20 protein-coding genes and 1 pseudogene are annotated in these 23474 nt (G+C 68.2%); 16 read left to right on the forward strand and 5 right to left on the reverse strand.

The genetic code is table 11. The annotated features are described in order from the left end of the window. Window positions 1-13: 13 nt before the first annotated feature. Window positions 14-853: a universal stress protein gene (locus tag AX750_RS19095; RefSeq protein ID WP_066718858.1), complete on the reverse strand. Its 840-nt coding sequence runs from the start codon at window positions 851-853 to the stop codon at window positions 14-16. A gap of 135 nt (window positions 854-988) precedes the next feature. Between AX750_RS19095 and AX750_RS19100 the strand changes: the two genes are divergently transcribed. From AX750_RS19100 to AX750_RS19110, 3 genes are all read left to right on the forward strand, one after another. After that, entirely contained in the window at window positions 989-1390 is a 402-nt protein-coding gene (locus tag AX750_RS19100) for a hypothetical protein (RefSeq protein WP_066718856.1), read from the forward strand. A 26-nt stretch (window positions 1391-1416) separates the two neighbouring features. Continuing rightward, window positions 1417-2262 carry a universal stress protein gene (locus AX750_RS19105; protein WP_066718853.1) on the forward strand — a complete coding sequence of 282 codons (846 nt, stop codon included), beginning with the start codon at window positions 1417-1419 and terminating at the stop codon, window positions 2260-2262. Between the two features lie 111 nt (window positions 2263-2373). Further along, window positions 2374-3306, forward strand: a complete 933-nt coding sequence (locus tag AX750_RS19110) for an aldo/keto reductase (protein ID WP_066718851.1) — start codon at window positions 2374-2376, stop codon at window positions 3304-3306. Between the two features lie 20 nt (window positions 3307-3326). Here the strand turns inward: AX750_RS19110 and AX750_RS19115 are convergent, their stop codons facing one another. Further along, complete coding sequence (locus tag AX750_RS19115) at window positions 3327-4781, reverse strand: AMP nucleosidase (protein WP_066718848.1); 1455 nt, start codon at window positions 4779-4781, stop codon at window positions 3327-3329. Window positions 4782-4948: 167 nt separating this feature from the next. Between AX750_RS19115 and AX750_RS19120 the strand changes: the two genes are divergently transcribed. Together AX750_RS19120 and AX750_RS19125 are read left to right on the forward strand one after the other, a co-directional pair. Next, window positions 4949-5431 carry a DUF1579 domain-containing protein gene (locus tag AX750_RS19120; protein ID WP_067254857.1) on the forward strand — a complete coding sequence of 161 codons (483 nt, stop codon included), beginning with the start codon at window positions 4949-4951 and terminating at the stop codon, window positions 5429-5431. 22 nt (window positions 5432-5453) lie between these two features. Next, a complete protein-coding gene (locus tag AX750_RS19125; protein ID WP_066719947.1) occupies window positions 5454-5885 on the forward strand; it encodes a VOC family protein in 432 nt (143 codons plus the stop codon). Window positions 5886-6044: 159 nt separating this feature from the next. Here AX750_RS19125 and ubiB read toward each other — a convergent pair whose 3' ends face one another. Further along, window positions 6045-7601 carry a 2-polyprenylphenol 6-hydroxylase gene (ubiB, locus tag AX750_RS19130; protein ID WP_066719944.1) on the reverse strand — a complete coding sequence of 519 codons (1557 nt, stop codon included), beginning with the start codon at window positions 7599-7601 and terminating at the stop codon, window positions 6045-6047. A gap of 103 nt (window positions 7602-7704) precedes the next feature. Next, complete coding sequence (gene ubiE / locus AX750_RS19135; RefSeq protein ID WP_245282449.1) at window positions 7705-8466, reverse strand: bifunctional demethylmenaquinone methyltransferase/2-methoxy-6-polyprenyl-1,4-benzoquinol methylase UbiE; 762 nt, start codon at window positions 8464-8466, stop codon at window positions 7705-7707. 113 nt (window positions 8467-8579) lie between these two features. Between ubiE and mutM the strand changes: the two genes are divergently transcribed. Next, complete coding sequence (gene mutM, locus AX750_RS19140; RefSeq protein WP_066719939.1) at window positions 8580-9479, forward strand: bifunctional DNA-formamidopyrimidine glycosylase/DNA-(apurinic or apyrimidinic site) lyase; 900 nt, start codon at window positions 8580-8582, stop codon at window positions 9477-9479. Between the two features lie 23 nt (window positions 9480-9502). Here mutM and AX750_RS19145 read toward each other — a convergent pair whose 3' ends face one another. Continuing rightward, complete coding sequence (locus AX750_RS19145; protein ID WP_066719936.1) at window positions 9503-10054, reverse strand: lipocalin family protein; 552 nt, start codon at window positions 10052-10054, stop codon at window positions 9503-9505. 179 nt (window positions 10055-10233) lie between these two features. On the opposite strand from AX750_RS19145, the gene AX750_RS19150 reads away from it, so the two are divergent. From AX750_RS19150 to AX750_RS19195, 10 genes and pseudogenes are all read left to right on the forward strand, one after another. After that, window positions 10234-11007, forward strand: a complete 774-nt coding sequence (locus AX750_RS19150) for an enoyl-CoA hydratase (protein WP_066719933.1) — start codon at window positions 10234-10236, stop codon at window positions 11005-11007. A 7-nt stretch (window positions 11008-11014) separates the two neighbouring features. Beyond that, window positions 11015-12010 (forward strand): threo-3-hydroxy-L-aspartate ammonia-lyase, encoded by a 996-nt coding sequence (locus AX750_RS19155; RefSeq protein ID WP_066719931.1) that lies wholly within the window; start codon window positions 11015-11017, stop codon window positions 12008-12010. Window positions 12011-12193: 183 nt separating this feature from the next. After that, entirely contained in the window at window positions 12194-12460 is a 267-nt protein-coding gene (gene rpsT / locus AX750_RS19160) for a 30S ribosomal protein S20 (protein ID WP_066719929.1), read from the forward strand. 762 nt (window positions 12461-13222) lie between these two features. Continuing rightward, on the forward strand, window positions 13223-14785 hold the full coding sequence (gene dnaA / locus AX750_RS19165) for a chromosomal replication initiator protein DnaA (RefSeq protein ID WP_245282450.1): 1563 nt from the start codon (window positions 13223-13225) through the stop codon (window positions 14783-14785). A 147-nt stretch (window positions 14786-14932) separates the two neighbouring features. Continuing rightward, window positions 14933-16048, forward strand: coding sequence for a DNA polymerase III subunit beta (gene dnaN, locus AX750_RS19170; protein WP_066719927.1), 1116 nt, complete (start codon window positions 14933-14935; stop codon window positions 16046-16048). A 13-nt stretch (window positions 16049-16061) separates the two neighbouring features. Next, a complete protein-coding gene (recF, locus tag AX750_RS19175) occupies window positions 16062-17189 on the forward strand; it encodes a DNA replication/repair protein RecF (RefSeq protein ID WP_066719908.1) in 1128 nt (375 codons plus the stop codon). Window positions 17190-17262: 73 nt separating this feature from the next. Continuing rightward, entirely contained in the window at window positions 17263-18588 is a 1326-nt protein-coding gene (locus AX750_RS19180) for a methyl-accepting chemotaxis protein (protein ID WP_197426591.1), read from the forward strand. A 56-nt stretch (window positions 18589-18644) separates the two neighbouring features. Then, window positions 18645-20483, forward strand: coding sequence for a DNA helicase RecQ (recQ, locus tag AX750_RS19185; protein ID WP_066719901.1), 1839 nt, complete (start codon window positions 18645-18647; stop codon window positions 20481-20483). Between the two features lie 120 nt (window positions 20484-20603). Beyond that, entirely contained in the window at window positions 20604-23042 is a 2439-nt protein-coding gene (gene gyrB / locus AX750_RS19190; protein ID WP_066719898.1) for a DNA topoisomerase (ATP-hydrolyzing) subunit B, read from the forward strand. A 2-nt stretch (window positions 23043-23044) separates the two neighbouring features. Beyond that, window positions 23045-23474: pseudogene (locus tag AX750_RS19195) on the forward strand (IS3 family transposase); the annotation flags it as partial.

Consider the following 23474-nt stretch of genomic DNA (forward strand, 5'->3'; position numbering starts at 1 on the left):
GGAACCGCCGCGCTCAGTGGCTCATCAGGATCGGCAGGCGGCATTCCTGCAGCAAGGACTGCGTCACGCCGCCGAGCAGCCATTCGCGCAGGCGCGAATGCTTGTAGGCGCCGCAGACGATCAGATCGGCGGCGAAGCCGCTGGCCGCCTGGCGGATCTCGCTGGCGACATCCGCCTCGCCGAGCGCGACATTGCGGACGCTCACCTTGATGCCGTGGCGGGCCAGATGCGGGGCGAGGTCCGCGCCTGGCAGCAGGCCGGCCAGATCCTTCTCGCCGGTGACGGTGAGGATCTCGACCTCCTCCGCCTCCTTCAGGAAGGGCAGCGCGTCCGCCACGGCCCGCGCCGCCGAGGAGCCGCCGTCCCAGGCGATCAGGACGCGCTTGCCGGCATGGCGCTCACAGCCCGGGGGCACGATGAGGACGGGGCGACCGCTGTCGAACAGCGCCGCCTCGATCAGCCCCCGGTCGCGCTGAACCGGATCGGTCTCCATGTCGAGCACCGTGACGTCGTGGACGCGGGCATGAGCAAGCAGCCGGTCGCAAAGACTGGCGAAGACGAGGGACGGGGTCTCGACGCTGCAGACGACGCCGGCGAGGTCGGCCCGGCCCTTCGATTGTTCGGCGAAGGCCTCGGCCAGTTCCTTGATGCGGCGGTTTTCATGCGCGATCAGCTCGGCACCGAAGGCGCCCACCAGCGAGCCCGGCACCGCATAGCGCATCGAGGCGGCCTCCAGCGTCAGGTGAGCGTCGGCGACCTGAGACAGCGAGATCGCGTAGGCGACGGCCGAGCTGTGATTGCCGCGTCCGTCCTCGGTGAAGCCGACGAGAACGCTCTTGATCGACAGGGGCATGACGGATCCTCCACGGGTTGCTCTTGCCGGCAGCATGCCCGAACCGGCGGCAACGCCCTTGCGCTGGATCAACCCGGCTTCTCCCGATCGGTGGGACAGTGCGATCCGTCGGCCACCGACGGAGGAGACGTCATCATGCTTCACCGCATCACGCTTCATCTGGGCCGCATGCCCGCCCAGCCCGAGGGCAATGCCCGCGATGGCTACGAGATCACCGCGCCGCTCGATGCCGAGGGCCGGCTCCTGGCCGAGGAGTGGCATGCCGCTCGCGACAAATGCCGCGTCCGGCGCTTCGCGCCGAACGAGCCCGACCGCCATGGCTGGCTGCTGCACCGCGCCGGCGGCGAGGGCGGTGCGAGCTGGGGCATCGACTATGACGACGCCTCCAGCGACGATGACGAGGTCGGTTACAAGCTGGACCGCCATCGCTTCCAGCTCGGCGAATATGTCTCGATCCGCGACCAGGACGGCGACTTCAGGCCTTACAAGGTCGTCGCCCTCCGAGCCGTTGCGGCACCCGCTCCGGCCGGCGCCTGACAGCCCGGCCCTTGGAGACGAAGTCCATGTCAGACACCCGCTCCACCGCCCAGCCCCTCGGCTTCGGCACGCTCCTGACTCCCGTCCATCTCGGCACGGGGGCGGAAGCGACCATCCGCTTTGCCGCACAGCTGGCCCGCTGCCTCTCCTGCCGCCTCATCGGCACCGGCGCCGATCAGCTCGAGCTGCCCTATTACGGGGACGGCGCCGGGATGGTCGATGCAGTGCTGGTCGAGAATGCCCGCGCCGTGATGGAGGAGGATCTCGCCAAGGCTCAGGCCCTGTTCCGCCGGGCTGCTGACGGTGTGGCGCTGGACTGGCGCAGCGCAGTGGATGCTCCGGCCGGCTTCGTCCTCACCCAATCGCGGGCGGCCGACCTCGTCGTTCTCGCCCGCCAGGGCGGCGGCGATCCGCCGCTCGGCCGCATGGGCGTCGCCCCGGGGGACGTGGTCCTCGAGCTGGGCCGGCCGATCCTGATCGTCCCGCAGGAGGTGGAGAGGCTCGCGGCAAGAAGCGTCGTCATCGCCTGGAAGGACACACGCGAGTCGCGCCGCGCCGTACAGGATGCACTGCCCTTCCTCGTCCGGGCGGATGTCGTCACCGTCCTCTCCGTCGGTGCCGATCCGGCCGATGACGGCGCGCAGGATGTCTGCGGCTATCTCGCGCAATACGGCATCGCGGCGCGCGTGGTGACGCGGCCGAAGAGCAGCGCCACCGTCGCAGCCGAGATCGCCGATCTGGCGAAGCTGCAGAATGCCGACCTCATCGTGGCGGGCGCCTATGGGCACAGCCGCCTGCGTGAATGGATTTTCGGCGGGGTGACGCGCGACCTGATCGAAACCACGCCGGTCTGCTGCCTGATGTCCCACTGAGAGTCGGCTGCGCCCGCCCTGCGTCCGGCGCAGCCGGGACGGCCTCGCTGCGACCTTGCCGGCGCTCCCGGGCTCTGGTCCTCTTCACTCTCTCGTTGAGGGGAGAGTTCCATGCAGTTCCGCAATCTCGGCCGTTCCGGCCTGCGCGTGTCGCTCGTCGGCCTCGGCTGCAACAATTTCGGCGGCCGGATCGACGACGAGGCCACGCGCAAGGTGGTCGATGCCGCGATCGAGCACGGCATCACCCTGTTCGACACCGCCGATATCTATGGCGAGAAGGCGGGATCCGAGCGTGTGCTGGGCGAGGTTCTGGGCGCGCGCCGCAAGGACATCGTCCTGGCCTCGAAGTTCGGCATGAAGATGTTCCATGGCGGGCAGGGCGGTTCCCGCCGCTACATCATGAGCGCCGTCGAGGAATCCTTGACGCGGCTGAAGACGGACTGGCTCGATCTCTACCAGTTCCACACGCCCGACCCGCTCACGCCCATCGACGAGACGCTGCGTGCGCTCGAGGATCTCGTGACCCAAGGCAAGGTCCGCTATGTCGGCTGTTCCAACATGCCGGGCTGGCAGGTCGCGGACGCGCAATGGACGGCGCGCGATCTGCGCCTGACCGGCTTCGCCTCGGCACAGGACGAGTACAGCCTTCTCAAGCGCGGCGCCGAGAAGGACCTGATACCCGCCCTGAAGCATTACGGCATGGGGCTGCTGCCCTATTTCCCGCTCGCCAACGGCGCGCTGACAGGTAAGTACAAGCGCAACGCCCCGATGCCCGACGGGGCGCGGCTGACCAAGCTGCCCGAGCGCGCTGGCCAGATCTTCAGCGAGGCGAACTGGGCGAAGATCGAGGCGCTGACCGACTTCTGCGAGGCGCGCGGCAGGACGCTGGTCGAGCTCGCCTTCTCCTGGCTCGCGGCCCAGCCGGTCGTCTCCAGCGTCATTGCCGGTGCGACCAGGCCCGAGCAGATCGCCGCCAATGTGAAGGCGGCCGACTGGGCGCTGACGGCGGACGAGCTCGCCGAGATCGACCGCATCACCGCGTAGGACCCGCGGTCTCGCCGCCTTTAGCGGAAGGGCGGCTCGTCAAAGCTGCGCAGCTTGCGCGAATGGATCGTCGAGCCGGCCTTCTTGAGCTTCTCCAGAGCCGCGAGCCCGATCCGCAGATGCTCGCTGACGGCGCGTTCGTAGAACGCGTTGGCTGCGCCCGGCAGCTTGATCTCGCCATGGAGCGGCTTGTCGGAGACGCAGAGCAGCGTGCCATAGGGCACGCGCAAGCGGTAACCCTGGGCCGCGATCGTGCCCGACTCCATGTCCACCGCGATGGCGCGCGACAGGTTGATCCGCCGGCGCTCCTTGGTCCAGCGCAGCTCCCAGTTCCGGTCGTCCTGCGTCACCACGGTGCCGGTGCGCAGCCGGTTTTTGAGCTGGTCGCCCTTCTCGCCGGTGACCTCGGCCGCTGCCTCCTGCAGCGCGACCTGGACCTCCGCCAGGGCCGGGACGGGTACGTCCGGCGGCACCAACTCGTCGAGGATGCCATCCTGGCGCAGATAGGCATGGGCGAGGACATAGTCGCCGATGATCTGCGTCTGCCGCAGACCCCCGCAATGGCCGACCATCAGCCAGCAATGGGGCCTGAGCACCGCGAGATGGTCGGTGATGTTCTTGGCGTTCGAGGGGCCGACGCCGATATTGACGAGCGTCACGCCCTGCCCGTTCTCGCGGATGAGGTGATAGGCCGGCATCTGGAAACGGTGCCAGGGGGCCGACATCACCCGCTCCGCCGCGCTGACATCGATCCCGTCGCGCTCGATCCGCACCCCGCCCGGCGTCACCAGCGCCTGCGCCGTGCCGGCCTCGATCTCGGCCAGCCCCAGCCGCACGAACTGGTCGACATAGCGGTGGTAATTGGTCAGCAGCACCCAGGGCTGCACCGCGCGCCAGTCGGTGCCGGTGTAATGCACCAGCCGGCGCAGCGAGTAATCCACGCGCACCGCGTCGAACAGCGAGAGCGGCCGCGGCTGCCCCTCGACGATGTCGAAGGTGCCGTCGGCGATCTCGTCGCCGACGAGCGAGAGCAGCGGCGTCGGGAAATGACGCGCCAGCTCGGCGGCCGTCACCTTGCCGCGGCCGAGTTCGTCGCCGCCGTCCAGCGCGTAAGGGTAGGGAATTTCCTGGTCGCTGACGCCGGTCTCGAGCGTCGCGCCATATTCCTCGACCAGCGGCTCAAGCTGATCGAGCAGATAGGCGCGGAACTCGGCCGGCTGGGTGATCGTGGTCGAATAGACCCCCGGCGCCGCGAACTTCGCATAGCCGCGCCGGGTCGCCGCCGGCAGTTTCGAGGGCTCGTAGGTCACGCGAAGCAGCGGGTAGCGATAGCGCGTGCGCTCTTCCGGCGTCGGCGCCTGCCCGGTCTCGAAGAAGCGCTGCAGATCGCCACGCAGCGCGGCCCGCGCCTCGCCATAGAGCCTTTCGAGCCGGTCGATGGCGGCGGCGGGATTTGCGGCTGTCTCGAACGTCATGGGCGGGGGCGTCCTTTCGTTCGCACGAGCTTTAGCCCCGGCCTTGCGCGCGTGACAACTGCCGGAGGCTGACAGGGCCTGAGGCTTGACTCGCCAGCCATCGCCAATTACTAAACCAAACAGTTAACTTAAGGCCGACCCGATAACGGCCCCAGGAGGAGATGCCCATGTTCGCGAAGCCGCAGAAGGAACACGACTGGCTGCACCAGCTCGTCGGTGAATGGACTTCGGAGATGGACTGCGCGATGGGGCCGGACCAACCGCGGCAGAAATCGAAGGGCCGCGAGACCGTCCGCTCGCTCGGCGGGCTCTGGACGCTCGGCGAAGGCGAGGGCGAGATGCCCGACGGCACGACCGGCCGGACGCTGATGACGCTCGGCTTCGACCCTGCGAAGGGCCGCTTCGTCGGCAGCTTTATCGGCTCGATGATGACGCATCACTGGCTCTATGAGGGCACCCTCGACGAGGCCGCCAATGTGCTGACGCTCGAATCCTCGGGCCCGAACATGACGGGCGACGGTGCCGTCATCCCCTACCGCGACGTCGTCACCCTGGTCTCGCCCGACCATCGCATCCTGGCGTCCTACATGCCCGACGGCAAAGGCGGCTGGAGCGAGTTCATGACGGCCCATTACCGCCGCACAGCCTGAGCCCTTCAAAGGAGGAGAATCGATGAAACTGTCCCCCTATCTGATGTTCGAAGGCAATTGCCGCGAGGCCTTCACCGCCTATCAGGCCATTCTCGGCGGCCGCATCGAAGCGATGATGGATCATCGCGGCACGCCGGCCGAGGCCCATGTCCCGCCCGAATGGCTGGACAAGATCCTGCATGCCTGCCTCGTCCTCGACGGCCAGATGCTGATGGCCTCCGACGCCCCGCCCGGCCGCAGCGACGGGCCGATGCGCAGCGTCTCGGTGTCGGTCAACGTCCCCGAAGTCGCCGAGGCCGAGCGCATCTTCGCTGCGCTCTCCGAAGGGGCGACGATCCAGATGCGAATGGAGGAGACCTTCTGGTCGCCCCGCTTCGGCATGCTGCGCGACCGCTTCGGCACGAACTGGATGATCGGCGCCGACATGCCGGCCGAAAAGGCCAATTGCGGCTGAGCCACACGCGTCATTCTCGGGCGCCGAGACAGTGGCGAACCCGGAACCCACGACCGGGCGAGCCGCCTGCCTTCTCGACGATCGGGAACGGGACGATGGGTGGCCTGCGCCAAGCCGTGGATTCCGGGTTCTTCGCTCCGCGAAGCCCCGGAATGACAACTACCCCAGCACCGCCCAGGCCAGCAGGCCTGCGATCACCCAGAGCGCCCAATTGCCCCAACGGTTGCGCTGCGCCTCGGCCCGGCCGATCGCGGCGATGCTGCGCTCGTCGAGCGAGAAGCCGTGCCGCGAGGCATTCTCGAGTTGGCCGAGCACGCGCTCGGCGCGCGTCACCGTCTCCGGCAGCCGCGACAGGCTGTCGAGCAACGAACCCGCGCCGCGCCCGGCCTCGGCGAGCTTGCCGAGGGGCCCCAGATTCTGCGTGATCCAGTCCCGCACCACCGGCTCGGCCGTGCTCCACATGTCGAGATGCGGATCGAGCGTGCGGGCCACGCCCTCGACCACCACCATGGTCTTCTGCAGCATGACGAGTTCCGTGCGCGTCGCCATGTCGAACATGCCGGTGATCTCGAAGAGCAGCGTCAGCACCTTCGCCATCGAGATCTGGTCGGCGCTCTTGTCGTGGATCGGCTCGCCGACGGCGCGGATCGCCTGGGCGAAATCGGCGACGTCGTGATGCGGCGGCACATAGCCGGCCTCGAAATGCACCTCGGCCACCCGGGTGTAGTCGCGGGTGATGAAGCCGAGCAGGATCTCGGCGAGGAAACGCCGCTCCTTCAGGCCCAGCCGCCCCATGATGCCGCCATCGACAGCGACGAGCCGGCCCTGCGCATCGACGAACAGGTTTCCCGGATGCATGTCCGCATGGAAGAAGCCGTCGCGGATCGCATGCTTCAGGAAGGACTGGATGACGATCCGCCCCAGCGCCGGCAGGTCGTGGCCGGCGGCCTTCAGCGCCTCGACGTCGGAGAGGCGGATGGCGTCGATCCACTCGTCGACCAGCATCTCGCGGGCGGTGAGCTGCCAGTCCGGCTCGGGGACCCGGAAATCGGGATCGTTCTTGGTGTTCTCGGCGAATTCCGACAGGGCGGCGGCCTCGAGCCGCAGATCCATCTCCATCGTCACGGAGCGCGCCAGCGTCTCCACGACGCCGGTGAAGCGCAGGCGCCGCGCCTCGGCCGAGCGCCGCTCGGCCAGCTCCGCGCCGAAGCGCATCGCGCCGAGATCGCGATGGAAGCGATCGCGGATACCCGGCCGCAGCACCTTGACCGCGACCTCCCGCCCGTCGTTCAGCCGGGCGCGATGGACCTGCGCGATCGACGCCGCCGCCACTGGCTCGCCGAAGGCGGCGAAGACCTGCTCGACCGGCCGGCCATGGGCCGCTTCGACGATGGCGCGAGCCTGCGCCATCGGGAAGGGCGGCATCCGGTCCTGCAGGGCCGAGAGGTCGGAGGCGATCTTCATACCGACGACGTCGGGCCGCGTCGCCAGGAACTGCCCGAACTTGACATAGGACGGGCCGAGCCGGGTCAGGGCCGCGGCGAGTCTTGTCGCCGAGGTGCCGGCCTCGCGCCGCTCGATCAGCCGCCCGACGCGGATCAGCCCGCGCGCCAGCGGCGGCAGGACCGACGGATCGATCAGCGCCAGCGCGCCCTCGCGGGCCAGCACGAAGCCGGTGCGCGCGGTCCGCGCGAGATGGAACAGCGAGGAGATCATGCCCGGCCCGTCATGGTCGGGCCCGACACGACCATCTCCTGCCGAAAGGGGCTCCCGTCGAGAGATGCCCGGGTCAGGCCCGAGCATGACGCAACACGCTTCCTCACAGCTTCCAGCCCGAATGCAGCGCCACCACGCCTCCGGTCATGGGCGTGAACTTGGCCCGGCGGAAACCGGCGGCCTCGATCATGCCGGCGAAGGCCTGGGGGCGCGGGAATTTGCGGATCGACTCGACGAGATACTGGTAGGGCTCGGCCTCGCCGGTCACCATCCGCCCCATGGGCGGGATGACGTTGAAGGAATAGGCCTCGTAGACCTTGTCGAGCAGCGGCACGTCGACATGGCTGAACTCGAGGCAAAGGAAGCGCCCGCCGCGCTTTAGCACCCGATGGGCCTCGGCCAGGGCCTTGTCGATGCGCGGCACGTTGCGGATGCCGAAGGCGATCGTATAGGCGTCGAAATGGTTGTCCGGCAGGCCGAGTTCCTCGGCATTGCCCTGCACGAAGGCGATGCGCTCGTCGCCGGGAAAGCGCTTTGCCGCCCGGTCGCGGCCGACGCTCAGCATCTCCGCATTGATGTCGAGCACCGTGACCTGCGTCAGCGGTCCGCCGGCCTCGAGCACCGAAAAGGCGACGTCGCCCGTGCCGCCGGCCACGTCGAGATGCCGGGAGGGGCGGTCCTTCGGCGGGTTGACCGCCGTCAGCAGCGCACTCTTCCAGGCCCGGTGCAGGCCCGCCGACATCAGGTCGTTCATCAGATCGTAGCGGCCGGCGACCTTGTGGAAGACATCGTCCACCTTGGCCTGCTTCTCGCGGAGCGGCACGGTCTCGAAGCCGAAATGCGTGGTCTCGGAAGCTGCTGTCACGATCGGTCCGATCCTGTGCAATCTGTCTTGTCTTTGCTTGGGGCGATGCATAGCCAAACGAGCGGGGCTTGTCGCGGCCCCTCTCGACGCAGGCCGACCGGAGACTGACTGAGATGCCCGAGCTTCCCGAGGTCGAGACCGTCCGGCGCGGGCTGGAACCGGCGATGCTGGGCGAAACCTTGCTCCGGGTCGAGCAGAACCGGCCGGATCTGCGCTTTCCGCTGCCCGAGCGCTTTGCCGCCCGCCTCACCGGCCGGCGGATCGAGGCGCTGTCGCGGCGGGCGAAATATCTGATCGCCGATCTCGATGACGGCCAGGCGCTGATCATGCATCTCGGCATGAGCGGGCGCTTCGTCGTCGAGGCGCCGGGCACCCCGCCGGTCGAGCCGGGCGCCTATTACAACGAGATCGGCCGGCACCTGATCCACGACCATGTCGTCTTCCACATGGGGTCCGGCGCACGCATCACCTATAACGACGTGCGCCGCTTCGGCTTCATGGATCTCGTGCCGCGCGCCGAGCTGGCGACCTCCAAGCATTTCGCCGGCATGGGTATCGAACCGCTCGGCAACGAGCTTTCGGGAGAGACGCTGGCGCAGCTCTTCGCGGGCAAATTCGCGCCGTTGAAGGCAGCCCTCCTCGACCAGCGCCTCGTGGCGGGCCTGGGCAACATCTATGTCTGCGAGGCGCTGTTCCGGGCCGGACTGCACCCGGAGGCCGAGGCGGGATCCATCGCAACGCCGACCGGCCGGCCGCGCCCCGCCGCGCATGCCTTGGCGCAGATCATCCGCGAGGTTCTGGAGGAGGCGGTGGCGGCCGGCGGCTCGACCTTGCGCGACTTCGCCCATGCCGATGGCTCGCTCGGCTATTTCCAGCACCGGTTCAAGGTTTATGACCGCGAGGGCGAGCCCTGCACCGCGCCGGGCTGCGGCAGCCTCGTCAAGCGGCTCGTGCAGTCCGGCCGCTCGACCTTCTATTGCGAGACCTGCCAGCCCCGCTCGCCGCGGCGCTGAGGCGCCGCGGAGCAGGGCCGGCCTCAGCGGCGCGGCAACTCCGGATATTCCAGCTTCGACACGTCGTAGCCGAGCGCGGCGGCCCGCTGGACCAGCTGGCGGCGCAGCGCCGGGCTCATCTTCGGATCGCGCACAAAGATATAGAGATCCTTGAAGGTCGGATCGGCTGAGATGAACCAGCTGTAGTCGTTGGCGCGGTCGAGGATCCAGTAGTCGCGCACCACCGGAACGACGCCGAAGACCGTGTAGGTCACGCGCAGCTTCGCATTGGTGCCGGGGTCGAGGATCTCGCCCGGCCCGCCGATCGTCTTGAGCTCGCCCGAGGGCGTCCCCATCCGGCAGGAATCGAGCACCTCGATCCGGCCGCCTTCACCGCGCTTGTACTCGGTCGCACCGGCGACGCAGCCATCGGTGATCGCCATCGGTCGGCGGGCGAACTCGTGCCAGAGGCCGGTATAGAGCCGCTCGACCGCGACCGGCTTGGCGGGCTGCGGAGCCTGGCTGCTCTGCAGGCCACCGGCGGCGCAGCCGGCGAGCAGAAGCCCGGCGAGGAGGGCGATGATCGGGGCGCGCATCAGGATATCCTCCGGCGGATTGCGTGTGTCTCCACACTACGCGCTCGCCCCCCTGCCGGATCCATTCAGGCCCCGCTGCGCCTCCCCGTCGCGGCACAGACGGTCTTGCGCCCGCGCGCATGGACCTGCGCCGGCCGCGCCGCTAAACCACGTGCGCACAGCCGAACCGGGAGGGCGCCATGGCTTACGAGACCATTCTCGTCGAAACGAAGGGCAAGGTCGGGCTCGTCACGCTCAACCGCCCCCAGGCGCTGAACGCGCTGAACGGCCAGCTCATCGCCGAGATCAACACGGCGCTCGACGGTTTCGAGCGCGATCCCGCCATCGGCTGCATCGTCCTGACCGGCTCGGAAAAGGCCTTCGCCGCCGGAGCCGACATCAAGGAGATGCAGGACCGGACCTATCCCGAGACCTATCTCGACGACAAATTCGCCGACTGGGACCGGATCGGTCAGCGCCGCAAGCCGATCGTCGCCGCCGTCGCCGGCTTCGCACTGGGCGGCGGCTGCGAGCTCGCCATGATGTGCGACTTCATCATCGCCGCCGACAATGCGAAGTTCGGCCAGCCCGAGATCAATCTCGGCGTCATTCCCGGCGCCGGCGGCACGCAGCGCCTCACCCGCGCGGTCGGCAAGTCCAAGGCGATGGATCTCTGCCTCACCGGCCGGATGATGGATGCGGCCGAGGCCGAGCGCGCCGGGCTCGTCGCCCGCATCGTCCCCCTCGCCGACCTGATGACCGAGGTCATGAAGGCTGCGGATGCGATCGCCGCCAAGTCGCTGCCTTCCGCGCTGATGGTCAAGGAGACGGTCAACCGAGCCTTCGAGGTGACGCTGGCCGAAGGCGTGCGCTTCGAGCGCCGGCTCTTCTCCTCGCTCTTCGCCACGCATGACCAGAAGGAAGGCATGGCCGCTTTCGCCGAGAAGCGCAAACCCGCCTTCAAGAACAGCTGAGATCGCCATGACCGTCACGATCAAGAGCCCGGCCGGCTTCATCCTGCCGGGATATGCCGATGTCGAAGTCGCCGCCGCGCGGCTCAAGGGCGTCGCCCACCACACCCCCGCCCTGACCTCGCGCACCGCCAATGAGCGCACCGGCGCCAATCTCGTCTTCAAGCCCGAGAACCTGCAGCGCATGGGCGCCTTCAAGTTCCGCGGCGGCTACAACGCCATCGCGGCGCTGTCGCCGGAGCAGCGCAAGGCGGGCGTCGTCGCCTTCTCCTCGGGCAACCACGCCCAGGCGATCGCCTATGCCGGCAAGCTGCTCGGCGTGCCCACCACCATCATCATGCCGCTCGATGCGCCCGCTGCGAAGGTCGCCGCCACCCGCGGCTACGGCGCCGAGGTCGTGACCTATGACCGCTACACCCAGGACCGGCTCGCCATCGGCCGCGAGCTGGCGCAGGCGCGCGGCCTCTCGCTGATCCCGCCTTACGACCATCCCGACGTCATCGCAGGGCAGGGTACGGCGGCCAAGGAGCTGATCGAGGATGCCGGCCCGCTCGACATGCTGCTGGTCTGTCTCGGCGGCGGCGGCCTGCTCGCCGGCTGCGCGCTCGCGGCCAAAGCGCTGAACCCCGGCTGCCGCGTCTTCGGCGTCGAGCCCGAAGCCGGCAATGACGGCCAGCAATCGCTGCGTTCGGGCCAGATCGTCCGCATCGACGTCCCCAAGACCATCGCGGACGGGGCCCAGACGCCTTTCCTGGGCGATTACACTTTTCCGATCATCCAGGCGCTGGTCGAGGACATCGTCACCGTCAGCGACGCCGCGCTGGTCGATGCGATGCGCTTCTTTGCCGAGCGGATGAAGCTCGTCGTCGAGCCCACCGGCTGCCTCGCGGCGGCAGCGGCCTTCACCGGCGCCGTTCCGGTCGCGGGCCAGCGCGTCGGTGTCATCATCAGCGGCGGCAATGTCGATCTGGGCGCCTATGCGCGCTTCCTCGCACCGGGCGCCTGAAATCGCGGCGTCCACAGCGATTCCGCGTTGACGCCGCGCCAGCTTGCGACTATACGCCTCCCACTCGCGACGGCCCGCGCAAGCGCTGGCCATCGCTCGCGGATTTCCATCACGGTAGCGATCGTGTTCCGCCGGCATCATGCCAGGCGCCCGGTCGCGATGCAGAAGACGAGGACGTATCCGATGGCCAATACGACGTCGGCCAAGAAGGCGACGCGCAAGATCGAGCGCCGCACCGAGGTCAACAAGGCGCGCCGCTCGCGGATGCGCACGTTCCTGCGCAAGGTCGAGGAGGCGATCGCCTCCGGCGACAAGAGCGCCGCGGCCGAGGCTCTCAAGGCCGCCCAGCCGGAGATCATGCGGGCCGCCCAGAAGGGCATCGTCCACAAGAACACCGCCTCGCGGAAGGTCTCGCGCCTCGCTCATCGGATCGGCGCTCTCGCCTCCTGATCGCCTCCGCGCGAACGGCTTCGATGACCCTTGGAAAAGCCCGGCCCCAGGCCGGGCTTTTTTCATGCGTCGAAGCCGGCTTGTTGCATCGCTGCAACAGCCGAAAGAACCTCGAAATGGCGCTTCGGCAGGCGCGATTCCGCAACGTTTCCGACGCTTTACGGGCTTGACTCCACCTGCGCTTTGAGGGCGCAAAATCGGCCTGACCAGCCGCTTTGACCGCGCAGCGAAAGTCCTGAACTTTCAGTATGTTAGCGGGCAAAGCAACTGGCCTTCGGTGAATCCCGGTGACTCTGGCCCCCCTCTCCGCGGCCCCCGAAAAAAAAGATTCGGGGCCGCCCGGGCACCGCCTTCATGAAGAAAATCTTAAGTTCCCCAACCAATTGCGAGCCGGCTGCCCGTTCGTCACATGAGCGGCTCCGGGGGCTGACTCTCGGGCATCCCGAAAGCGGCATATTGCAGCCCTTCGAGAGCGCCCTGTAAGGTCTTTTTCAACGCCGGACGGACAGCGATGGCCACCCGGTGTTTCCACAAGATGAACGCTTTTTGGCTCGCGACCTGGAGGTTGGAGGATGCGGCTCTTTGTCTTTCGCGATTGAGATGAAGTGCGGTTTCGTCCTGCGACGAGCCTTGAAAGCGTAATCGATCAGATCGGATCGGGAGAACCCCGCAGACCTTCACGTTTGCGGGAACCCTGAGACGTGACCGGAAAGAACAGCTCCGGTCCGGCCCGCCTGTGCGGCGGCCGGGTCAGGCGCGTGCATGACTGAAGAAATGGGGCAGACGATGTTCGAGCGGCGGCGGATGGACGAAACGGTGGAGGTTGTGTCGGCGTTGAGCGTTGTGATGGTGGCCGAGCAGGCGTGTGTGGTGGCGGACGAGACGGGGACAACGCCGGCGAGTGCGACCGAGGCCTGGGACCGGGTGCGGCGGCGCCTGCGCGCCGAACTCGGCGAGGACGTGTTCTCGAGCTGGTTCGCGCGCGTCGAGCTCGGCAGCATCGTCGACGGCGTGGCTTATCTGACGGTGCCCACCCGCTTCCTGAAGAGCTGGCTCGAGGCGCATTACGCCGAACGGCTGCGGGTCAACTGCATGGCCGAACTGCCGGGCCTCAACGGCATCATGCTCTCGGTGCGCCCGGTGTCGCGCGATCTGTCTCAGCCGCCGGCCGAGATCGTGCCCCTGCGCGGCCGCCAGGCGGCTCCGGTCGCCCCCGCCGCCGAACCCAAAGGCGCTCCTGTCCCCGTGGCGCAGGTCGAGGCTGCCGAGCGTGATCTCGTTGATGCCTGCGGTACCGTGCTCGACCGGCGCATGAGTTTCCAGGCCTTCATCGTCGGCAAGTCGAACCAGCTCGCCTTCGCCGCGGCGGAACGCATCGCTGCAGCCCCGGCCGGCAGCAGCCCCTACAACCCGCTCTACATCCATGCCGGTGTCGGGCTCGGCAAGACGCATCTCCTGCAGGCGATCGCCCAGGAGGCCCGCAGCCAGGGCAAGCGCGTCGCCTATTTCACCGCCGACCGTTTCATGTACGGCTTCGTCGCGGCGCTGAAGTCGCAGACCGCGCTGGCTTTCAAAGAGAAGCTGCGCGGCATCGATCTTCTCGTCGTCGACGACGTGCAGTTCATCCAGGGCAAGTCGATCCAGCAGGAGTTCGGCCACACGATCAACGCGCTGATCGACGCCGGCAAGCAGATCGTCGTCGCCGGCGACCGGATGGCAAATGATCTGGAGGCGCTGGATGAGCGCATCCGCTCGCGGCTCGGCGGCGGGCTCGTCGTCGAGGTCGGCGATCTCGACGAGGCGCTGCGCGCGAAGATCCTCGGAAACCGGCTGGAGGCGCTGCAGGCGGCCCATCCGAACTTCCAGGTCCATCCGGACGTGGTCGCCTATGTCGCCCGCGTCGTCGCCACCAATGGCCGTGATCTCGACGGCGCCGCCAACCGGCTGCTCGCCCATGCGACGCTGTCGGGGCAGCCCGTCTCGCTGGAGACGGCGGAGGCGGCGATCCGCGATCTGGTGCGCACCCGCGAGCCGCGCCGCGTCAAGATCGAGGACATCCAGAAGCTGGTCGCGACCCGCTACAATGTCAGCCGCGCCGACATTCTCTCGGAGCGCCGGACCGCGGCCGTGGTCAAGCCGCGCCAGATCGCGATGTATCTCGCCAAGGCGCTGACCCCGCGTTCGCTGCCGGAGATCGGCCGGCGCTTCGGCGGGCGCGATCACACCACGGTCCTCCATGCGGTCCGCAAGATCGAGAAGGCCATCGCCGAGGACCGCACGCTCCATGACGAGGTCGATCTCCTGAAGCGCATGCTGCAGGAGTGAGGCGGACGGCGTTTTCGCAGCGCGGCATTTTGGTTGTGTTTGCCGGCGTGGCGCCCTTGCGCCACGCTCGGCCCTCCGGCAATGTCGCGGGCCATTCATGAGGCCCGCGTTTTCGTGGCGGGCGCAGAGACGCCAGAAGACTCGCAGATGAAGGTCACTGTCGAACGCTCCACCCTGCTCAAGTCGCTGGGCCATGTGCACCGCGTCGTGGAGCGCCGCAACACGATCCCGATCCTCTCGAACCTGCTGCTCAGCGGCACCGAGGCCGGGCTGAAACTCAAGGCGACCGATCTCGACATCGAGGTGGTGGAAACCGTCGCGGCCGACGTGCCCGAGCCTGGGGCGACGACGGTTCCGGCCCACACCCTCTACGACATCGTCCGCAAGCTGCCCGACGGTGCCCAGGTCTCGCTCGAGACCACAGGCGAAACCGGGCTGGTGCTGCGCTCGGGCCGTTCGCGCTTCCAGCTCCAGACGCTGCCCGAAAGCGATTTTCCCGACATCACCGCCGGCGAGATGGCTCATGGCTTCAAGCTGCCGGCCGGCGAGCTCAAGCGCCTGATCGACAAGACGCAGTTCGCGATCTCCACCGAGGAGACGCGCTATTATCTCAACGGCATCTATCTCCACACCATCGATGTCGATGGCCGTCCGATGCTGCGCGCGGTCGCGACCGACGGTCACCGCCTCGCCCGCGTCGACACCGCTGCGCCGCAGGGCTCGGTCGGCATGCCGGGTGTGATCGTGCCGCGCAAGGCCGTGGCCGAGATCCAGAAGCTGCTGGAGGATGGCGAGAGCGAGGTCATGGTCGAACTCTCCGCGACCAAGATCCGCGTCGCCACCGCCGCCGTGGTGCTGACCTCGAAGCTGATCGACGGCACCTTCCCGGACTATCAGCGCGTCATTCCGGCTGGCAACGACAAGCGCCTGACCGTCGACAAGGGCGATTTCGCGGCGTCCGTCGACCGCGTCTCGACGATCTCCTCGGAGCGTGGCCGGGCGGTGAAGCTCTCCATGGCCGATGGCCGCATGACGCTCTCCGTCACCAATCCGGATTCCGGCTCGGCGACGGAGGAGATCGAGGTCGATTACGATGCGAGCCCGCTCGATATCGGCTTCAACGCCCGCTATCTGATGGATATCGCCGCCCAGCTCGACGGCGATACCGCCCTGCTCAAGCTCGCCGATCCGGGTTCGCCGACGGTCATCCAGGATCGCGACGGGGCTTCCGCGCTCTATGTGCTGATGCCGATGCGCGTCTAGGCGTCATCCCGCCGTGGCCGCCGTCGCGCGCCTGATCCTGCAGGATTTCCGCTCCTATCAGGCCCTCGATCTCGCGATCGGGGGCCAAATCATTGCGCTCTGCGGCGAGAACGGCGCCGGCAAGACCAATATCCTCGAGGCGCTGTCCCTGTTCGCGCCCGGCCGAGGCCTGCGCCGGGCCGATCTCGCCGACATGGCCCGTCAGGGGGGCGACGGCGCCTTCGCCGTCTCGATCGCGCTCGCCGAGGACGGGGCACGGCTCGGCGTGGGGCTGGGGCCGGCCGATACCGAGGGCAAGCGCGCGCGGCTCGCCCGCATCGACGGCGCCGCCGCCGGTTCGGCGCTCGCTTTCAGCGAGCATCTGCGCGTCGTCTGGCTGACGCCGGATCTCGACGGGCTGTTCCGGGGAGCGGCCGGGGACCGGCGCCGCTTCCTCGACCGGCTGGTTCTGGCGGTCGATCCCGCCCATGCGACCCGGTCGAACGCGCTCGAACGGGCGCTGCGCTCGCGCAACCGCATTCTTGAAGAGAGCCCGCACCAGACGCAATGGCTCGATGCCGTCGAGCGCGAGATCGCCGAGCTCGGCGTCGCGGTGGCCGCGGCCCGCGCAGAGACCGTGGCGAGGCTCACGGCCATCATCGCCGAGACCCGTGACGAGGCCTCGCCCTTCCCCCATGCCCAGCTCGCGCTGTCCGGCGAGATCGACCGGCTTGTCGCCGAACATGCCGCGCTCGACGCCGAGGACGGCTACCGCGTTCTGCTGCGCCAGGGCCGGGCTCGCGACCGGGCCGCGGGCCGGACGCTGACCGGCCCCCAGGCCTCCGATCTCGAGGTCCGCCATGGACCCAAGGACATTCCGGCAGGGCAGGGCTCGACCGGGGAGCAGAAGGCGTTGTTGATCGGGCTCGTCCTGGCCCATGCCCGCCTCGTCGCCGCGATGAGCGATCTCGAGCCGCTCGTGCTGCTCGACGAGATCGCCGCCCATCTCGATCCCCGCCGGAGGGCGGCGCTCTATGAGGGTCTGACGGCGCTGGGCTGCCAGGTCTGGATGACGGGCGCCGACCCCACGCTGTTTACCGATCTGCCGGCAGGGTCGCAGCGTCTCGCCGTCACGCCCGGCCGGATCGAGGACATCGCCTGAGCCGAGCGGCCTTCGGCGGACGCCGCGTCATGGTTGATCGGCGGTTAACCATTTCCGGCTAGAGATGGGGGTCATGCAGCCTTCCCGAACAATGTTCTCGGCGACGGAAAAGGAGATCGCGAGCCGCTTGCTGGCCGTGCTCTCCTCCCATTTCGGTGCCTCGATCGACCGGTTGCAGGGCGTCGTGGCCGATCTCGACAGGCGCGAACGCGATCCCGAGCTGCGTCAGGACGAGCTGGCCAAGTACCGATTGCTGTTTGCCCTCGACTTCGGCGAGGACTACGTCGCCGCCAAGCGGCGCATCGTGGCCCGGGCCAACCGCAACGGCATCGACCTGTCGGATTATCCGCTGTTCTTCCTGGCTGATTTCTCGCATTTCCTCCCCGTCATCGTCGCGAAATGGAAACGCCGCTGGGGCAAGGTCGACACCGCCCTGCAGGTGTTCGCCAAGCTGATGCTGACCGATATGAGCTACTCGATCGCCCAGTTCGACGGGGCGATCGAGGCCCGTACGGCCGATCGCATCCGCCAGGTCGAGCAGGCGTTCCGGGATGGCATCGCCGAGAGGATTTCCGCCATCGAACTCAGCCTCGGCGATGTTTCGGGCTTCTCCACGCAGATGTCGGCAAAGGCCGCCCAGACCCTGCAGGCGGTGGCGGAGACGCAGCGGCGTCCTGAGCAGGTCGCGGCCTCGGTGATGGAGATCGTCGCGGCGACCCGCAGCTTCGGAGCCTCCTGCGCCGACATCTCGGCGGAGACCGCCCAGTCGAGCCGTGCGGCCGACGAGGCCGAGGCGGGATGCGAGGGCATTGCGGGCAATGTCGCCATGCTGCGCCAGGCGAACAGCCGTATCGGCCATGTCGTCGAGCTGATCCGCAGTCTCGCGGCGCAGACCAATCTGCTCGCCCTGAATGCCACGATCGAGGCCGCCCGCGCCGGGGAGGCGGGGCGAGGCTTCGCCGTCGTCGCCGCCGAAGTGAAGTCGCTCGCGACCGCGACCAACCAGGCGACCGAGACCATTCGCCAGGGCATCGAGGAGGTCGTCACGGCCAGCCAGTCGATCGAGGATGCCGTCGGCCATCTCGCCCAGACCGTGCTGACCATGCAGGCGAGCGCCCGCCTCGTCGCGGCATCGACGGCCGATCAGCATGATCGCATCGAGCGGGTTGCCGCTCAGGCCGAAACCTCCTCCCGCGGTGTCGACGCCATCGCGCGCCACGCTTCGCTCGTCGAGGGGTTGGCCGGTGAGGCCGCCGTCCTGGCGACCCAGACGGACGAGCGCGTCAAGGCGGCCCTGGTGCGCGCGCAGGAGCTGGAACGGTCGATCGGCGGATTTCTCGGCGAGATCGCACAGGTCCGCGCCGAGCGCCATGCGCCGGTGATCCGCGACGCCGTCTGAGCTGCCCCCGCATTGCGGGACTGGTCATCGCGGCCTGCCTCGGGCACACCCTCCTCATGTCGCCCTCCCGCGAATCAGACGCCCGCGCGATCCTCAAATCCGTCTTCGGCTACGATGATTTCCGTCCCGGTCAGTGGGAGGTGATCGAGGCTGCGCTCGCCGGCCGTGACGTCTTCGCGGTGATGCCGACCGGCTCCGGCAAGTCGATGTGCTATCAGCTTCCAGCGCTGGTGGCCGGCGGGTTGACGCTGGTCGTTTCGCCACTGATCGCCCTGATGCGCGACCAGGTCGGGCAGTTGACCCGAGCGGGCGTCGCCGCCGCCTCGCTGAACTCGATGAACAGCGAGAGCGAGGCCGCCGAGGCCTGGGACCGGCTGAATGCCGGCGATCTGCGTCTGCTCTTCGTCTCGCCCGAGCGGCTGGCTGGCGAGGGGCTGGTGGGCCGGCTGCGCCGCCTCGGCGTCACGCGGCTTGCCATCGACGAAGCCCATTGCGTCTCGCAATGGGGCCATGATTTCCGCCCCGAATACCGGCTGCTCGCGAAGACGCGCGAGGCGCTGGGCGGCGTGCCGGTGACGGCGCTGACCGCCACGGCCGACCGGCAGACCCGCGAGGACATCGCCCAGCAGCTCTTTCCGCGGCCGCCGCATCTGGTGGTGCACTCCTTCGACCGGCCGAACCTCAAGCTCGCCTTCGCGCCGAAGGACCAGCCGCGCCGCCAGATCGACGCCTTCCTGCGCAGCCATCGCGGCGGCTCGGGCATCGTCTACTGCTCCTCGCGCAGCCGCACCGAGCGGCTGGCCGAGGGCTTGCGCGAAAAGGGCTGGAATGCGCTCGCCTATCATGCCGGGATGGAGCAGGAGCAGCGCAACCGCAATCAGGACGTCTTCCTGCAGGAGGACGGCGTCGTCGTCTGCGCCACCATCGCCTTCGGCATGGGCATCAACAAGCCCGATGTCCGCTTCGTCGTCCATGCCGACATGCCGGGCTCGATCGAGAGCTATTACCAGGAGATCGGCCGCGCCGGCCGCGACGGGCTCAACGCCGACACGCTGACGCTCTACGGGGTCGACGACATGGCGCTGCGCCGCCGTCAGATCGACGAGAAGCCGATCGACGACGAGCGCCGCCGGATCGAGCACAAGCGCCTCAACGCCATGATCGACCTCTGCGAATCGGCGCTCTGCCGGCGCAGCGCGCTGCTCTCCTATTTCGGCGAGGAGACGCCGAGTTGCCGCCACGCAAAGGCCGCGATCCGCTGCGATCTCTGCGCCGCCGAGGCGCCCGAACTCACCGACGCGACGCTGGATGCCCGCAAGCTCCTTTCGGCGGTCGCGCGTTCGGGCCAGCGTTTCGGCGCCGCCCATCTCGCGGATATCCTCACCGGCACGGCGACGGAGGCGATCCGCCGTCAGAACCATGACGGGCTCAAGACCTTCGGCGTCGGCCAGGACAAGCCCAAGAGTGCCTGGACGGCGCTGGCCCGCAAGCTCTTCGCCGCCGGGGCGCTCGCGGAAGCCAGCGTCGAGCATGGCGGCTTCCGGCTGACCCACAAGGGCGAGGAGATCCTCTTCGGCCGCGAGCCGATCGCGCTGCGGGCCGACCCCTTCGCCGAGCGCGGCAGCCGCCGCAGCGGGCGCGAGCAGGCCCGCGCCGATGGGCTCGACGAGGGCACGGCCGGGCTGTTCGAGCATCTGCGCCAGCTGCGCCTCTCGCTCGCCCGCGAGGAAGGCGTCGCCGCCTATATCATCTTCACCGACCGCACCCTCATCGCGATGGCGCGGGCGCGGCCGGCGGGGCTCGAGGAGATGCGCGCGATCGAGGGCGTCGGCGAACGCAAGCTGACGCAATATGGCGAGGCCTTCCTGGAGGCGATCACGCGCTTTCCGGGTTGATCCCGCCGCCCCTACGCGTGTACGCGCGCACACGCGTGAAAAAGCCGCAGTCGGCGGCTATAGTTTTCCCAACGAATCAAGATCACCGCGGACGCCTCGCGCCCGCTGAAGGACGACGAGATGAGCGACGCTGCCCGCGACCTTGAAGACGCCGCTTACGGCGCCGATTCCATCAAGGTTCTCAAAGGCTTGGATGCGGTGCGCAAGCGCCCCGGCATGTATATCGGCGACACCGACGACGGCTCGGGTCTGCACCACATGGTCTATGAGGTGGTCGACAACGCCATCGACGAGGCGCTCGCCGGCCATGCCGATCTCGTCACGGTGACGCTCAATGCCGACGGATCGGTCACCGTGACCGACAATGGCCGCGGTATCCCCACCAATATTCACTCCGAGGAAGGCATCTCGGCGGCCGAGGTCATCATGACCCAGCTCCATGCCGGCGGTAAGTTCGACCAGAACTCCTACAAGGTCTCGGGCGGCCTGCACGGCGTCGGCGTCTCGGTGGTGAACGCGCTCTCCGTCTCGCTGAAGCTCCGCATCTGGCGCGGCGGTCAGGAGCATTACATGGAGTTCCGCCATGGCGACGCGGTGGCGCCGCTCGCGGTGGTCGGGCCCGCCGGCGACAAGCGCGGCACCGAGGTGACCTTCACCCCCTCGGCCGAGACCTTCACCATGGTCGAGTTCGACTACAAGACGCTCGAGCACCGGCTGCGCGAACTCGCCTTCCTCAATTCAGGCGTCCGTATCGTCCTGACCGACGCCCGCCGCGCCGAGATCGTGCGCGAGGAGCTGATGTATGAGGGCGGCGTCGAGGCCTTCGTGCGTTATCTCGACCGCGCCAAGACGCCGGTGATCGCGCAGCCGATCATGCTGTCCAGCGAGAAGGACGGTATCACCGTCGACGTCGCGCTCTGGTGGAACGACAGCTACCACGAGAACGTGCTCTGCTTCACCAATAACATCCCGCAGCGCGACGGCGGCACCCATCTCGCCGGCTTCCGCGCCGCGCTGACGCGCCAGGTCACCGGCTATGCCGAAAGCTCCGGCATCGCCAAGAAGGAGAAGGTCGCGCTCACCGGCGACGATTGCCGCGAGGGCCTGACCGCGATCGTCTCGGTCAAGGTGCCGGATCCGAAGTTCTCTTCCCAGACCAAGGACAAGCTGGTTTCGTCCGAGGTTCGCCCCGTCGTCGAGAACGTCGTCAACCAGGCGCTCTCGACCTGGCTGGAGGAGCACCCCAACGAGGCCAAGACCATCGTCGGAAAGGTGGCCGAGGCCGCGGCCGCCCGCGAGGCCGCCCGCAAGGCGCGCGACCTCACCCGCCGCAAGGGCGCCCTCGACATCGCCTCGCTGCCCGGCAAGCTGGCGGACTGCCAGGAGCGGGACCCGGCCAAGTCCGAGCTCTTCATCGTCGAGGGTGACTCGGCCGGCGGCTCCGCCAAGCAGGGCCGCGCCCGCGAATATCAGGCGGTTCTGCCGCTCCGCGGTAAGATCCTCAATGTCGAGCGCGCGCGCTTCGACAAGATGCTCTCCTCCGACCAGGTCGGCACGCTGATCACGGCGCTCGGCGCCGGCATCGGCCGCGAGGAGTTCAACATCGAGAAGCTGCGCTACCACAAGATCATCATCATGACCGACGCGGACGTGGACGGCTCCCACATCCGCACCCTGCTCTTGACCTTCTTCTACCGGCAGATGCCGGAGGTGATCGAGCGCGGCCATCTCTTCATCGCCCAGCCGCCGCTCTACAAGGCGGCGCGCGGCAAGAGCCATGTCTACCTCAAGGACGAGCGCGCGCTGGAAGACTACCTGATCGAGACGGCGCTGGACGGCGCGGTCTTCAAGACCGTCGGCGGCGATGCGGCCGGTGTGGTCGAGCGCGGCGGATCCGATTTGCGCGGGCTGATCGAGGAGGCGCGGGGCATCCGCCATACGCTGTCGCAGCTCCATTCGCGCTATGACCGGCGCGTCGTCGAGCAGATGGCGATCGCCGGCGCCTTGCGGCCGGTTTCGGAGGAGAACGAGGCCCAGGCCCAGGCCGCTGCCGCCAAGGTCGCCGCCCGTCTCGACGCGATCTCCGACGATCTTGAGCGCGGCTGGGAAGGCAAGGTCGCCGAGGGCGGCTTCCAGTTCTCGCGCATGGTGCGCGGCGTCAAGCAGGTCGCGGCGATCGATGCCGGACTGCTCGCCAGCGCCGAGGCCCGCAAGCTCGACGCCGCTTCCGCCTCGCTGCAGGAGGCCTATTCGCGCCCGGGCGTGCTCAGCCGCAAGGGCGACGACCACGCCGTCAACGGCCCGACCGACCTCTTCGAGGCCGTGACCGCCATCGGCAAGAAGGGCGTCTCACTGCAGCGCTACAAGGGGCTGGGCGAGATGAACCCCGAGCAGCTCTGGGAGACCACGCTCGACCGCGAGGTCCGTTCGCTGCTCAGGGTCAAGAACGACCAGAATGACGAGGCGGACGATCTCTTCGTCAAGCTGATGGGCGATGTGGTCGAGCCGCGGCGCGAATTCATCCAGAGCAACGCCCTCAACGCCACCGTCGACACCTGACTGTCGCGCATCTCGTGGAGCATCACGCGATGAGCGAACGGCGGGCGTGTAAAGCCATCGGCTGCTGCCGCATGACCGTGCGATATCGATCCGCGCGCCCTGACGATTGCGCTCTGCGGGAGCGGATGATCGCGATCGCCCGCGAGCGCCGACGCTTCGGGTACCGGCGTCTGCATGTCCTGCTCAGACGCGAAGGCCATGTCGTGAATCACAAGCGGCTCTTTCGGCTCTATCGCGAGGAGAAGCTGGCGGTGCGCCGGCGTGGAGGGCGTAAAAGGGCCATCGGCACCAGAGCGCCGATGCTGGTTCCGCTCAGGCCCAACGAACGCTGGTCTCTCGACTTCGTCTCCGATCAGTTCACCGATGGCCGCCGCTTCCGGCGTGCCGCATGGCCACTGGAAGACGACGACCTTCGTCGGTGCGCTGACCCTT

It is taken from the genome of Methylobacterium sp. CCH7-A2, assembly GCF_001557075.1.
Classification (GTDB): domain Bacteria; phylum Pseudomonadota; class Alphaproteobacteria; order Rhizobiales; family Beijerinckiaceae; genus Allobosea; species Allobosea massiliensis.

Bases quoted from the DNA above. Each gene is read 5' to 3' on its own strand.
- AX750_RS19110 (WP_066718851.1), top strand. From the start codon at position 2,374: ATGCAGTTCCGCAATCTCGGCCGTTCCGGCCTGCGCGTGTCGCTCGTC.
- dnaA (WP_245282450.1), top strand. From the start codon at position 13,223: ATGACTGAAGAAATGGGGCAGACGATGTTCGAGCGGCGGCGGATGGAC.
- AX750_RS19180 (WP_197426591.1), top strand. From the start codon at position 17,263: ATGCAGCCTTCCCGAACAATGTTCTCGGCGACGGAAAAGGAGATCGCG.
- recQ (WP_066719901.1), top strand. From the start codon at position 18,645: ATGTCGCCCTCCCGCGAATCAGACGCCCGCGCGATCCTCAAATCCGTC.
- AX750_RS19120 (WP_067254857.1), top strand. From the start codon at position 4,949: ATGTTCGCGAAGCCGCAGAAGGAACACGACTGGCTGCACCAGCTCGTC.
- AX750_RS19150 (WP_066719933.1), top strand. From the start codon at position 10,234: ATGGCTTACGAGACCATTCTCGTCGAAACGAAGGGCAAGGTCGGGCTC.
- gyrB (WP_066719898.1), top strand. From the start codon at position 20,604: ATGAGCGACGCTGCCCGCGACCTTGAAGACGCCGCTTACGGCGCCGAT.
- AX750_RS19115 (WP_066718848.1), bottom strand. From the start codon at position 4,781: ATGACGTTCGAGACAGCCGCAAATCCCGCCGCCGCCATCGACCGGCTC.
- dnaN (WP_066719927.1), top strand. From the start codon at position 14,933: ATGAAGGTCACTGTCGAACGCTCCACCCTGCTCAAGTCGCTGGGCCAT.
- AX750_RS19155 (WP_066719931.1), top strand. From the start codon at position 11,015: ATGACCGTCACGATCAAGAGCCCGGCCGGCTTCATCCTGCCGGGATAT.
- AX750_RS19095 (WP_066718858.1), bottom strand. From the start codon at position 853: ATGCCCCTGTCGATCAAGAGCGTTCTCGTCGGCTTCACCGAGGACGGA.
- AX750_RS19100 (WP_066718856.1), top strand. From the start codon at position 989: ATGCTTCACCGCATCACGCTTCATCTGGGCCGCATGCCCGCCCAGCCC.
- mutM (WP_066719939.1), top strand. From the start codon at position 8,580: ATGCCCGAGCTTCCCGAGGTCGAGACCGTCCGGCGCGGGCTGGAACCG.
- AX750_RS19125 (WP_066719947.1), top strand. From the start codon at position 5,454: ATGAAACTGTCCCCCTATCTGATGTTCGAAGGCAATTGCCGCGAGGCC.
- AX750_RS19105 (WP_066718853.1), top strand. From the start codon at position 1,417: ATGTCAGACACCCGCTCCACCGCCCAGCCCCTCGGCTTCGGCACGCTC.
- rpsT (WP_066719929.1), top strand. From the start codon at position 12,194: ATGGCCAATACGACGTCGGCCAAGAAGGCGACGCGCAAGATCGAGCGC.
- ubiB (WP_066719944.1), bottom strand. From the start codon at position 7,601: ATGATCTCCTCGCTGTTCCATCTCGCGCGGACCGCGCGCACCGGCTTC.
- AX750_RS19145 (WP_066719936.1), bottom strand. From the start codon at position 10,054: ATGCGCGCCCCGATCATCGCCCTCCTCGCCGGGCTTCTGCTCGCCGGC.